Raw genomic sequence first — 13,390 nt, forward strand, 5'->3', positions numbered from 1 at the left:
TTATTATATTTATTGATAAACAACTCATCATGCTTAGAAAACGCTTAATTTAGGTTTTGACTTTTTAATCAGAGTATATAAGTAAAACTTATCGTTCAGGTAAGGTGTAATAAGTATTTTTTATTAATTGAGAATAATTATCAATTTCGCGAATGATTCAATTTTTAAACGTATTATTTCATTGAGCAGAAAGAAAATTATGCCGCCAAACTTTAATATTTCTTTTTCAATGTCATTCTTTTGATGGGAGTGGGACAGAAATGATATTTTCGCAAAATTTATTTCGTCGCACCACCCCAACTTGCACATTATTGTAAGCTGACTTTTCGTCAGCTTCTGTGTTGGAGCCCTCACCCCAACTCGCATTGCCTGTAGAATTTCTTTTCGAAATTCTCTGTGTTGGGGCCCCTGACTAGAATTGAAAAAAGCTTGTTACAAGCGCATTTTCGTTCAGTCAACTACTGCCAATATAACTTCGTAGAGCATAGAATATTGATTTATGTCCCAGTCTGAGTTAATTTTCTATAAAAGTATAGTTAATTTTTGTTTATACCGTCGTACTTCACTTTATCTTTGTCAAAACCCTTTCTATTAAGTTGTCATAAATAAACCTATTTTAAAATAAAAAAAATCGAGAATTCGTAGTTTAATAGCGAAATTCTCGTTCTTATCCTTTTGAATATACTCAATTTTCCACAAAAATAAACAAGTAGTATATCTGTTCTAGCTACTAGAATGACATACTACTTGTTATTAAAATACTTAACTAAATTTTATTAGTTATCTTTTTTCTCTATATTTCTACGTGACTGACGCTTTTCAAGAATGTCAGATTCATAATCTTCTTGTTGACTCTTGATATATTCTTGTAAGCGGTGTTTATTCGGAGTCAATGTTAAACCTAAGAATTTACGTTCCTGGTTCGCATCCTTGTAGAAACTTACCATCATGAGTATGACGACAAAGGAGAATGGGAATGCACTTATAATTGCAGCACTTTGAATCGCATTTAAAGCTTCAGCGCCGTTACCGCCACCAGCTAATAAAAGTACAAATGCTATTAAGGCCTGTGAAATTCCCCAAACAACTTTTACCATACTAGATGGATTTAATGAGCCAAATGTTGTTTGCATTCCTAATACAAATGTTGCTGAGTCAGCAGATGTAATAAAGAATGATGCAATTAATAATAATGCAATCAACGATAAAACAATGCCAAATGGCACATGATTAAACACTCCAAATAGCTGTGTTTCAGGAGTCATATCAAAAATTTCTTTGTGTTTCTTACCTGTTTCGATGCCTAATACACCAAAGACACTAAACCATACAAAACTAACAATTGCTGGAACTAGCAAGACACCAGAAATGAACTCTCTAATTGAACGTCCTTTTGAAACTCGTGCAATAAACACTCCAACAAATGGGCTCCAACTTAACCACCAACCCCAGTAATAAAGTGTCCATGAAGACATCCATTCACGTTTTTGAGGATTTAAAGCAGCTGTATCAAAACTATTAAACAAGAATGTGTTTAGTAAACTACCCGTAGAGCTAGTTAACATATTTAAAATAAGAACAGTTGGTCCAACAATTAAAGCAGCTACCATTAAAATAGTACCCAAACCGATGTTCAAGTTACTTAAGTATTGAATACCTTTACTTAATCCTGACCATGCACTTGCTATAAATAAGATAGTAACAACAATGATGATAATCGCTTGTACAAACGTATTGTTTGGAACATTGAACAAGTAATGTAAACCACCATTAATTTGTAGAGCACCCATACCTAACGAAACGGCTACCCCAACGATTGTCGCAAATACAGATAAAACGTCAATAAAAATACCAATAGGTCCTTCTACTTTATCACCTAAAAGAGGACGCAAAGTTCTAGATAATAAACCTGGTTCACCTTTACGGAATTGCGAATATGCCAACGCTAACGCAACAACACCATAAACTGCCCAAGCATGGAATCCCCAATGGAAAAATGTTGAACGTAGAGCTTCAGTATAAGCTTCAGTAGTTTTGGGATCTGCTGTAGGTGGCGTAGCAAAGTGCGCCATCGGTTCAGCTGCACCATAAAACACCAAACCTATCCCCATACCAGCACTAAACAACATAGCAAACCATGAAATTGTATTAAACTCAGGTTTGTCATTTGGTTTACCTAGTTTAAGTTTTCCAATAGGACTAAAAATAAGGAATATACAGAAGAACACGATAATCGTAGTAAGAATAAGATAATACCAACCTAATTTTTCTGTAATCCACATTTTAATATTATTGGTAACATAGTTGAATTGTTCAGGTAAAAATGCACCAAGTAATACGACTATAGCAACAACAATTGCACTATAGATGAAGACTGGTGAATACTTCTTTCCATTTGGATTCTCTGGTGAAGAAGAATTCATAATTAATTACTCCCTTCAATTCTATATTTAATTTTATGTAGTAGAATAAAAATATTATCTAAACATTTTATTCAATAACTCACGCACCTTTATAGGATAACAAAGGTCTTTGCGATAATCAAATTTTCTTGAATAATCTATTTTCTAATTTTTTTATTTGTTGTATAATTGAGGTTACATTTAAAAAAGAGAGGTTGAGTGTAATGTTAAAAGAATTCAAAGAGTTCGCCTTAAAAGGTAACGTCTTAGATTTAGCAATTGCTGTTGTGATGGGTGCAGCTTTCAACAAGATTATATCTTCATTAGTAGAAAATATCATCATGCCATTAATTGGTAAAATTTTCGGATCAGTTGATTTTGCTAAAGAATGGTCATTCTGGGGTATTAAATACGGTTTATTTATCCAATCTGTTATCGACTTTATTATCATCGCGTTTGCTTTATTCATCTTTGTTAAGATTGCAAATACATTAATGAAGAAAGAAGAAGCCGAAGAAGAAGCAGTTGTGGAAGAAAATGTTGTGTTATTAACTGAAATCAGAGATTTATTACGTGAGAAAAAATAATTTTTAAATAAAAAGAGATGGGCTAAGGTTGTTCTATACATTCCAAAGTACCATCTCTATTTTTTATGTTTTAATTTCTTTTGAATCTTGTTGAACTCTTATATTGATCTGATTTCACTTCTAAAACTAAAGGTATTCTATTTTTCAATTCGCTCACATGTGAAATAATCCCAACCATTCTACCAGTTGATTTAAGATTTAACAAAGTGTCTAACGCTGTTTCAAGCGTTTCTTGATCTAATGTACCGAATCCTTCATCAATAAATATTGATTCTAGTGAAATACCTCCTGATTGCTGCTGTACAATTTCGCTTAACCCTAAAGCTAATGCAAGCGACGATTGGAAAGTTTCTCCACCTGATAACGAGCTAATATGTCTAGACTTATTTGAATGCAAATCAAATACATCAATTTCTAGGCCACTAAGACCATGAGAAACCGCTTCTCGCCTAATTAGTTGGTATCGATTATCTGACATTGTTGCTAATCTCAGATTTGCTTGAGCAATAATTTGATCTAAATAGTAAATTAAGACAAAGTTTTCCAATGTAAGATTTTTGTTATTCTTACCACTAAGAATCTCAGCCAATTGAAATATTTCTTGTTGATCCTTTAATTCTTGATTTAAGTAATTAATATGCGAAACTATAGATTGTGTTTTTTTAATATTATTTTGACATTGATAATGAACAGCAGAGTATTCATCTATCAGTGTATTCATCTTTCCTTTTTTTAGTTCATAGTCATCTTTTAATTTATCAGAGTCCAATAACTCTTTATCCTTGGTTAATGATTCTAACCTAGCGATTTCCATTTCAAATTCATGATAACGTTTTTTATAAGTATCCCTTTTCTGCTCTAATTCCTCTTGCTCGCCCCTCCAGGCTTTTATTTCATTTATATCATTGTCGTCAGTTAAATTCAGCCTCGACATTTCCATTTCAATAGATTGTTCATTCAATTCTAAGTCATTATTGTAAGTTTCTAGTTGATTTTCATAGTGATTTAGATTATTTTGCTCAATTAACTTTCTTTGAGACAATTGTATTAACTTATCTTCAATCTCCTTTGAGTGTTCTTGATGTTGATTCACATCTTGAACATACTTCTTATAATCCACTTCAAAATTAGTGATATTATTATATTTTGAGAGTGTTTCAAATTCAGTGATGAGATCTCGACATATTTTCAACTCAGATTCATTTTTATTTAGACGCAATTGTTTATTATGAATTTGCAACGTTAGATTATCTTTTTCTTCTTTCATTTGTTCTATAAATTTATTAAGATCTCTTTGATTATTCAATGCATTTTCATTTTCTAGCAGACGCTTATTCAATACTTCGAGTGAAAGATCACTTTGCGTTTTAATATTAATATTCGATATTTTTTCATTAACAAATTTAATTTCAGAATTATGCACAGCAATATTCGATTCCATAGTGTGGATATTTGCTTCAATTTCTTTAATTTCATTTTGACGTTTAGCAATACTGTCAAAATCAATATGATGCCCTAAATCCTGAATTTCATTACCACATATCGGACATTGATCTCCAATCTTTACAGCAGATTTAATTTCACTTATAAAGCTTTCTTTATCATTTAAGTCCAATTTTGATTTATCATAGCAATCTAATTTTATTTCGAGATTCTTCAATATAGTTTTTTCTTCATTAATTTGATTCTCTAACTCTTGCTTACTACCTAATAGTTTATCTAATTCATCTTTAGCTTTTTCATTTTCTTTAATTACATTAATTTCATTATTTATGTTAGTTATCGCATTATTTAGTTCGATAATTTTCTCGTAATCACTTTTATTATTACCTATTGAATCTTCGACCTTTTCTAAACCTTTAATTAGATTATTTAATTCATCACCTAATTGTTCATCCTCAGTTCTCAAGCGTTCAATATTGAGATAACTTTGTTGATACTTATTAATGTCGTTAAATAATACTCTAGTTTTATCAATAAAAGAGATTTTACTTTCAATTAAATCTCCATTTTCTTCTAACATTTTTTTCTCTTTGTCTATGTTTCGCTTATCACAATCAAGGTTCAATATTTTATTATTGGTTTCAGAAATATCTTTTTTGCTTTTAGCAATTTTAGTTTCAATTTTTTCTCTATTTTCAATATAATTCAATAGGTTTGTAATATCTTGTAACAACTTTAACTTAGCTTCAATTTCCTCTATTTCAGGTTGTTGCTCTTTCAATTGAACGAAATCAATTTTATTTTTGTTGAGTTGATTAATATTATCTTTTAATATATTATTTTCTAGTGTTTTCTTTTCTATTATTTCATATTCTTTAATAGCAGTTTCTTTACTTTCATTTACAAATGCTAGTATTTCTTTCGACCTAGCTTGTAAAAGTGGTATATTTTCAATCACTTTGTCTATCTGTTGAGTGGCAACCTCTAATAAGCTTTTTATTTTGTCATCATCAAATGATTCAATTTCTTGCCATAAAAGGTCAATTTGTTGATATCTATTCTCGATTTGAGCTTTTTCTTTTTTTACTTCTTCTTTTAATATTTCTCGTATAGCTTCAAATTTTTCACTGTCAAACAGTGTTCTTAATATCCCTTGCTTTTCACGACTGTTTGATATTAAAAAGCGTTTGAATTCACCTTGAGGCAAAATAAACAATTGTCGGAATTGATCTGCATTTACTCCTAATAATTCAATAATGAATTGGGTACCTGAAATTACTTTACTTTCTCTAATTTCATACTTGCCATCCACCATCTCAAATACATCAAATTTAGCGTTCGTTTTTGTTGTATTACCTTCTTTGATATAAGGGCCTTGTCTATGCACTTTATAAATTCGATGATTTAATTGAAATTCAAACGTTACTGACATCGGCTGTTTACCATCAGCGAAATGACTTCTCAAATCATTTTCTTCTCTTTGTTCAGTTGATGCTTTACCAAACAAGGCATAAGTCATTGCATCAAAAATCATTGTTTTACCCGATCCAGTCTTACCACTTATTAAAAACAATTCATTATTATCAATTTTAGAAAAATCAATTTCTTCTTTTAAAAAGGGGCCGAAATTATTCAACTTTAAATGTAATGGTTTCATTCATTAATCCTCCTTTCTCAATTCGTTTTCTAAAATATTTTTTATCTTTTTAGATTGGATATCCGATAATTCTTTATCAGTTATATGTTTATAAAACATTTCGATGATTGACATGTCATCTTTTTCACTTATTTCTATAGCATTATTTTCTTCATTATAATTAAAAGTTTCATTCGTCAGCGCTAAAGTATTAGGATAAATTTGTTTTAAACTCATCATTGGATCAGTAATATGGGACATATTTTTAAGTTTAAAATGTAAATAATTATCTTTATTTTTCACATGAACTTTTTCATTAATAACATCATTATATTCGCCCGAGATAATTTCCAATTGTCTAAGTGGCTTAAGAGGAATAAATACATCGTTAATAATGCCATTGTTAATTGTTACACGTCTATACCCTTTAGCTTGACCCGCTTCCGAAAATGAATACTGCAATAAGGAGCCACTATATTTAATTTTGTCGTCTTCTATACTAAATGGATGATGCAAGTGACCTAGCATGACATAATCAAATATATCAAAAACACCTTTCTGAACTGATTCAACCGTTCCAATAGTTAATGGTCTTTCAGAATCAGATGTCTTTCCACCTTGAACAGTCAGATGACTAATTAAAATATTGACGGCATCTTCATCAATTGCCGGTGCTATTGTTTCAATACAGCGCGTAATTCCCTGTTGATGCGTTTCAATGGTGTCATCTTCAAAATAGTGTTTCATTTCGCTCACAGTAGCATAAGGGAGTGTATAAAAATTAACCCCATTTATCTCTATTGGCGAATTAATCGATGTAAAATCTGTTCTTATAAATAACTGATTATGTTCAAACCAACTCGCCCCATAGTTTAATCTCTCTTTACCATCATGATTTCCGCTAATCATAATTATTGGTATACGCAGTTCTAAATTTAGCTTTCCAATCGCTTGTTCTAATAACATGATTGCATCTTTACTTGGATATGTTGTGTCATATAAATCTCCAGCTATCACAATGATATCAGGTTCTTCTTCTTTCATTTTTTCTACGAACATATCTAAAATATAAGCTTGATCTTCTAAAAGCTGTTTGCCATTTAATATTTTCCCTAAGTGCCAGTCCGCTGTATGTATAATTTTCATTACTGCCTCCATATAGAACATTTGTTCGCTTTTATTTTAATATAAACATTTCACCTTTTCAAGTAAAATTAAAACCACTCATTGACTGATTTAAAAGTCGATCACAAGTGGTTTTAAAAGTAATTAATTGATTAATGTTTTCTTTAGTTTTTTGTATTTATATAGCATTGCTGCTCTCCAAGGAACAATCATACAGAATGCTAATAAAAAGAACATGCCGCCTAATTCTCCAGGATCTATTTCATTACTAATGAATATTTTCATCACAGTACGAATGATAAGTAATGAAATCAAAATAACTGGAAATGCTTTAGATCGTTTCATATAAATTTCTGTACCTTTGACTTCAAATCGAGAAGTCCAAATTAGAACTGTAGAAAAAAGCAAACCAATTATAAAGGCTTCTAGCATTTCCGATCCTGTTAGCCTAAAATATGGAACGACGTACATCAATGCACCAGTCGCCATAAAAAACGGTGGCAAAACTATTTTTTTCTCATTTACCGGATAATTTTGAGCTTTCATACGAATAACTATAACTATAGTTCCCATAAATAAAGCTACAATGATTGAAAATATTAAATAGAGCACGCAGACACCTTCTCGTTAAATAAACTCTCTGTAAATCATACAAAATGAATTATAGCATTTCTCAGTCTATTCGTCATTTTGTTAACTTTAATTTTAATAAACATATTTATTCTTATTAATTTGATTATAAAAAGAGGCCATTTCCATATCTGGAAAATAGCCTCTATCAATTGCGAATTTACTTTTTCGCACTCTTCATATTTTGATCCATATTTTTATTCATCATCGTCATCATTTGATTAATTTTCTTCTGAGAAGGTTTTTGACCCATTTGCATCATCATCATACGAAGCATTTCTTCGTTGATTGGTGGGTTTTTCTTCAAGTAGTCCATCATATATTTTCTAGCTAAAAGGAAACCTCCAATTAAACCTAAAATTAATGCAGCTACTATAAAAATAATTGCTAACCAAGTTGCCATTGTTTCACCCGCTTTCTTTATCCTACTGAATTTTACTAAATTCATCACATTATTTCAAGAACTAGTTTATTCAAGTATTTTAATATCGATACTAAAAATAATATCAAAAATCATGCTGTTATAACAGAGGTTTTAAAGATTAATCTGAAATAGTATATTTTCAAAAGTTATCACTTATGGTGTAGTTTGAGTGCTATACTCTAAATTTCACCACTTTAAAAGAAGCCTAAGATTATGCATCCTAGACTTCTAAACATACTCGCTTTATAAATTATTCTTATAAGCTCATAACTTGGTTTAAGATATTTTCTTTTGTAAAGCCATATTTTTCAACTACTAAATCGCCAGGTGCACTTGCGCCAAAGCCGTCAATAGCAATAACTTTACCTGCAGTACCTACATATTTATGCCATCCTAGCGGTGAAGCCATTTCAATCGCAACACGTTTTGTTACGCTTGATGGAATAACTGATTCTTTATATTCTTCAGATTGTTGTTCAAATGCATTCCAGTTAGGCATTGAAACAACACGCACTGATTTACCTTGCTTTTCAAGATCTTTAGCAGCTTCAACTGCAAGACTAACTTCTGAACCTGAAGCTAATAATAGGAATTCTGGTGTCTCTTCAGAGCCATAAACTGTATAGGCACCTTTTCGAACGCCTTCTTCAACTACATCTTCTGGTACATCTAAAACCGGTAAGTTTTGACGTGTCAATACTAATGAAGTAGGTGTAGATTCAGATTCTAAGGCAACTTCCCATGCTACTCTTGTTTCATTACCATCTGCAGGACGGATAACATTCATATTTGGAATGGCTCTTAGTCCAGCTAATTGTTCAATTGGTTCATGAGTAGGACCATCTTCACCTACTGCAATTGAATCATGTGTGAAGATGAACGTAGCATTTAATCCCATAATTGATGATAAGCGTAACGCTGGTTTTAAATAATCACTAAATACGAAGAATGTTGCACCATATGGATGTAAACCTCCATGTGCAGCCATACCATTTACAGCAGCACCCATAGCAAATTCACGTACACCAAACCACACATTTTTACCTTCAGGTGTTTCAGAACTATAATCTGTTGCATCATTTACATTGGATTTGTTTGAACCAGCAAGGTCTGCTGATCCACCAAAGAATGAAGGGACAGTTTTACTGATTGCTTGAATAACAGTACCAGAATCAGCACGAGATGCACCATTATGACCAAGTTCAAAACGTGGTAGTTCATCCTTATAATTTTTAGGCAATTTACCACTAATCGCTAATTTAAATTCTTCTGCTAATTCAGGATATGTTTCTGCATATTTTTCTAATAATGAATTCCATTGAGATTCATCTTCATTAGCACGTTTTAACATAGTATTTTGGAAAATTTCGTATACTTCTTCTGAAACATTAAAACGTTTTTCAGGATCTAAACCGTAATTTTCGAATGTTAATTTTCTTTCATCTTCACCTAAAGGTGCCCCATGAACACCATTAGTTCCTGCTTTATTCGGTGAACCAAATCCGATTGTTGTTTTAACTTCGATAATTGTTGGTCCTTCTTGAGATTTAGCAGTAGTAATCGCATTATCAATTTCTTCTAAATCATTACCATCTTTAACTAGTAAGTAATTCCAACCATATGCTTCAAAACGAGCTTTTGTGTTTTCAGAAAAAGCTTTGTTTAATTCGCCATCTAATGAAATATCATTTGAATCGTATAAAACAACTAATTTACTTAATTTATTATGTCCAGCAAATGAAGCTGCTTCATGCGAAATACCTTCCATTAAATCACCGTCAGAAGCTAATACATATGTGTAATGATCTACAACATTATATCCTTCTTTATTAAATTTCCCTGCTAGGTGATCTTCTGCTAAAGCTAATCCTACTGACATAGCAAAACCTTGTCCAAGTGGTCCAGTAGTAACTTCTACACCATCAGTATGTCTGTATTCAGGATGGCCTGGTGTTTTAGAACCCCATTGTCTAAATTGCTTTAATTCTTCTAATTCTAAACTACCAGAAACATGTAACAAGCTATACAATAATGCTGAACCATGCCCTGCCGATAATACGAAACGGTCTCTATTGAAGTAACCTTTAGATTGTGGATTAAAATTCAGATGACGTGTCCACAAAGTGTAAGCCATTGGGGCAGCTCCCATAGGTAATCCTGGATGACCAGAATTCGCTTTTTCGATTGTGTCGATACTTAGTGCACGTAGCGTATCAACAGCTAATTGATCTTTTTCATTAAACATCTTGTGTATCTTCCCTTCTTCAATTTTATCAAATACATTATAACTTATTTTAAAATAAAAAGATAAGTAAAATACTTATTCCAAGTTATAATGTCAGAAAATTCTTTACAGATTTGTGATTTAATTTTTATTATCTCTTTTTTGTTGTATCTCTTTAATTTTTTCAGGTGTTACATCATTACCTTCTGGATCAATTACTTTAGTATTTTCAATTTGTTGTTTAAACCCTTTTCTAAAACTCTCAAGATAAGCTTTTCTTAAGGCTGTTTGCTCCTTTGCTTCTTCTTGAGTTAATCCTACTTCTTTTTTCTTTTTAGCTAACTCGTTAATTCTTTCGATATTCAAATCAGAATTACTCAATTAAAAAACCTACCTTCAATTTGTTTATTCAATCATTATAATACTTTAACAAAATATAACAAATTTAAGTTCAGCAAAAAAGTAATAAAAAACGCTATTTCGCAAAAATAGGCAAAATAACGTTGTGACAATGTATCAATTTATTAAAGCGAACACTTTCCCATCTCTTTGTTCGCTATTGTTTGTAGGGTCTTTATGTTCGTATACTTTATTTATCGTATTGTTCTTAATTTGATGGTCAGTCATTTCGTACACTTGTTCCGAGTGAGCACTAACGTTCGCACTTAACAAGAATATTGCAAAGGCTGCACTTGAAACTAAAAATATGATGATATATGTTGATACGTTTTTATATTTATTGTAAAACATCATTTTCACTCCTAGAACATTTGTTTGTATAAGTAATTTATCAGAACTTATGTTCTGTGTCGATATTTTAACGAACAAATGTTTGTTTTAGTTGTGAATTAATGATATACTGTATTTAAATTAATTTAGGGAGTGCCTATATATGAGAGAATTAACAAAACGACAAAGCGAAATATATAACTATATTAAACAAGTTGTTCAAATGAAAGGTTATCCGCCTAGTGTTCGTGAAATTGGTGAAGCAGTTGGCTTAGCATCCAGTTCAACTGTTCATGGTCACCTTTCACGTCTTGAAGAAAAAGGTTATATAAGAAGAGATCCAACGAAACCACGTGCTATAGAAATTGTAAGTGATCAAACAAATGATAATATTAATATGGAAGAAACGATTCATGTGCCAGTTATTGGTAAAGTCACAGCAGGTATTCCTATTACCGCTGTAGAAAATATTGAAGAGTATTTTCCATTACCTGAACACTTAACATCGACACATAATAGCGACATATTCATATTAAACGTCGTAGGCGACAGTATGATTGAGGCTGGTATATTAGACGGAGACAAAGTAATTGTTCGCAGTCAAACCATAGCAGAAAATGGAGACATTATTGTTGCTATGACTGAGGAAGATGAAGCAACTGTCAAACGCTTCTATAAAGAAAAAAATCGTTATCGATTACAACCTGAAAATAGTACAATGGAGCCAATTTACCTCGACAATGTTGCTGTAATTGGGAAAGTAATTGGTTTGTACCGCGAAATGTAATATTTTAAACCGTTATATATTATCGTAATTGTTAAACCCTCATTTTTATAAATTTTGGACCTCTTGAAAAAGTTTCGTTTTCAAGAGGTTTTATTTATTCTAATCTAAATTCAGTTCAAACAGAAATTGCGAATTGTTAGATAATCTCATTCTTTAATATAAATTTTGAATTACAGATTCCTGCAAAATGTTACACAAATTAAAACTCGCCCCCGTAATAATTTACAGGAGCGAGCCATTATTATTTTTTTCTTTCTTTTTTATTAAGTATATCTTTGACGCGTTCAAGTATATCCGCATCTTTTGGTTTATCTGTTGTCATCATGTTTATCTACTTCCTTACAGACAAACATTACCCTTTAAACTCATACCAAAAACATTAACCAGTATAATTTTCTGTCCAAAAAGGTTGTTTTTCATCATTAAAATCAACACCAACACCTAATATTTTAAACGTATCATTTAAAATATTTTTTCTGTGACCAATAGAATTCATTAATCCTTGATGTGCATAGATACTACTAACTTGACCATATGCTAAATTCTCTCCGGCTGAGTTAAATGTAATACCATCTTTTTTCAATCGATCAAATGGTGATTGACCTTTTAAATTTGTATGATCAAAATAATGATTTTTGGCCATATCTTTACTATGCTTACGAGCAGTTTCAGAATTCTGTTTAGAATACTTCAATGTAGATAATTGATGTTGTTTTCTTTCAGCATTAACTAAATCAAAATTTTGTAGTTCAAAACTATCTGCAAGCGATTTCGAAGGTGCCCCATATTGTTCTTTTAATCTATTTTCCATAGCATCACTTACTTGTAAAACAGCTGTTACATTATTACGTTGATGCTTATCATAAAATACCGTCGTATAAATGTGATTTTTATGGAAAACATCATATTCTTTATTATTTTGTTCGTAACGTACTCTACCTTTAACAATCTCTGTTTCTGGTTCGCCTAATCTTTGCCTTACAACCGATTTCGGTGTATTGTATTTAATTTTTGATTTTGAAGTGATGATATTTTGATTTGTATATAACGCATTAACTTTATCTTTAATGTAACTTATCATTATAAAATTATTGTAATCGTCATCATAATACGTATACCACTTCGTACCATATTCATTAAATGTCACTCTTTTTGGTTTATTCAATGTTTTCTCAACATCTGACTTTGACATATTCATCTGAATATTATTAAAGGCAAATTGTTGTTTCTTAGGCGTATCCAATTTATTTTCCGCAGAAATTGTTTCTTTATTGATGTGAATGTCAATATATTGTCTTACTTCATTTTGTAAATGAATGAATGGTTTAAATTCTGTTATTGGCGCAATGATAATAATTGATAAAAACGCAACAACAGTTACTATGAATTTTTTAATTTACATC

The 13,390-nt window shown here is 31.1% G+C and carries 12 protein-coding genes; 2 read left to right on the top strand and 10 right to left on the bottom strand.

The genetic code is table 11. From position 1 onward, the window contains the following. Positions 1-776: 776 nt before the first annotated feature. Complete coding sequence (locus JV528_RS11000; RefSeq protein WP_001088978.1) at positions 777-2,423, bottom strand: BCCT family transporter; 1,647 nt, start codon at positions 2,421-2,423, stop codon at positions 777-779. A 203-nt stretch (positions 2,424-2,626) separates the two neighbouring features. Here JV528_RS11000 and mscL point away from each other — a divergent pair, with 203 nt between their 5' ends. Then, entirely contained in the window at positions 2,627-2,989 is a 363-nt protein-coding gene (gene mscL, locus JV528_RS11005; protein WP_000910489.1) for a large conductance mechanosensitive channel protein MscL, read from the top strand. A 70-nt stretch (positions 2,990-3,059) separates the two neighbouring features. On the opposite strand, the gene sbcC is transcribed toward mscL, so the two are convergent. From sbcC to sosA, 8 genes are all read right to left on the bottom strand, one after another. Further along, positions 3,060-6,089 carry an exonuclease subunit SbcC gene (gene sbcC, locus JV528_RS11010; protein ID WP_000803156.1) on the bottom strand — a complete coding sequence of 1,010 codons (3,030 nt, stop codon included), beginning with the start codon at positions 6,087-6,089 and terminating at the stop codon, positions 3,060-3,062. 3 nt (positions 6,090-6,092) lie between these two features. Further along, positions 6,093-7,214 carry an exonuclease subunit SbcD gene (gene sbcD, locus JV528_RS11015; protein ID WP_000691295.1) on the bottom strand — a complete coding sequence of 374 codons (1,122 nt, stop codon included), beginning with the start codon at positions 7,212-7,214 and terminating at the stop codon, positions 6,093-6,095. Between the two features lie 123 nt (positions 7,215-7,337). Further along, a complete protein-coding gene (locus tag JV528_RS11020) occupies positions 7,338-7,805 on the bottom strand; it encodes a CcdC family protein (RefSeq protein ID WP_000966142.1) in 468 nt (155 codons plus the stop codon). 93 nt (positions 7,806-7,898) lie between these two features. Then, a complete protein-coding gene (locus JV528_RS11025; RefSeq protein ID WP_001789897.1) occupies positions 7,899-7,997 on the bottom strand; it encodes a hypothetical protein in 99 nt (32 codons plus the stop codon). Continuing rightward, entirely contained in the window at positions 7,984-8,226 is a 243-nt protein-coding gene (locus JV528_RS11030) for a YneF family protein (RefSeq protein ID WP_000246909.1), read from the bottom strand. The genes JV528_RS11025 and JV528_RS11030 overlap by 14 nt, the downstream gene beginning before the upstream one ends. A gap of 277 nt (positions 8,227-8,503) precedes the next feature. Beyond that, positions 8,504-10,492, bottom strand: a complete 1,989-nt coding sequence (gene tkt / locus JV528_RS11035; protein WP_000481456.1) for a transketolase — start codon at positions 10,490-10,492, stop codon at positions 8,504-8,506. A 120-nt stretch (positions 10,493-10,612) separates the two neighbouring features. Continuing rightward, positions 10,613-10,852: a DUF896 domain-containing protein gene (locus tag JV528_RS11040; protein ID WP_000071351.1), complete on the bottom strand. Its 240-nt coding sequence runs from the start codon at positions 10,850-10,852 to the stop codon at positions 10,613-10,615. 135 nt (positions 10,853-10,987) lie between these two features. Further along, positions 10,988-11,221: a DNA damage-induced cell division inhibitor SosA gene (gene sosA, locus JV528_RS11045; protein ID WP_000499656.1), complete on the bottom strand. Its 234-nt coding sequence runs from the start codon at positions 11,219-11,221 to the stop codon at positions 10,988-10,990. A 142-nt stretch (positions 11,222-11,363) separates the two neighbouring features. Here sosA and lexA point away from each other — a divergent pair, with 142 nt between their 5' ends. Further along, on the top strand, positions 11,364-11,987 hold the full coding sequence (gene lexA / locus JV528_RS11050) for a transcriptional repressor LexA (RefSeq protein WP_204177663.1): 624 nt from the start codon (positions 11,364-11,366) through the stop codon (positions 11,985-11,987). Positions 11,988-12,366: 379 nt separating this feature from the next. Here lexA and JV528_RS11055 read toward each other — a convergent pair whose 3' ends face one another. Beyond that, a complete protein-coding gene (locus tag JV528_RS11055) occupies positions 12,367-13,383 on the bottom strand; it encodes a CAP domain-containing protein (protein WP_014532626.1) in 1,017 nt (338 codons plus the stop codon). Positions 13,384-13,390 lie beyond the last annotated feature (7 nt).

This window comes from Staphylococcus sp. GDB20D11A, assembly GCF_016893255.1.
GTDB lineage: Bacteria > Bacillota > Bacilli > Staphylococcales > Staphylococcaceae > Staphylococcus > Staphylococcus aureus.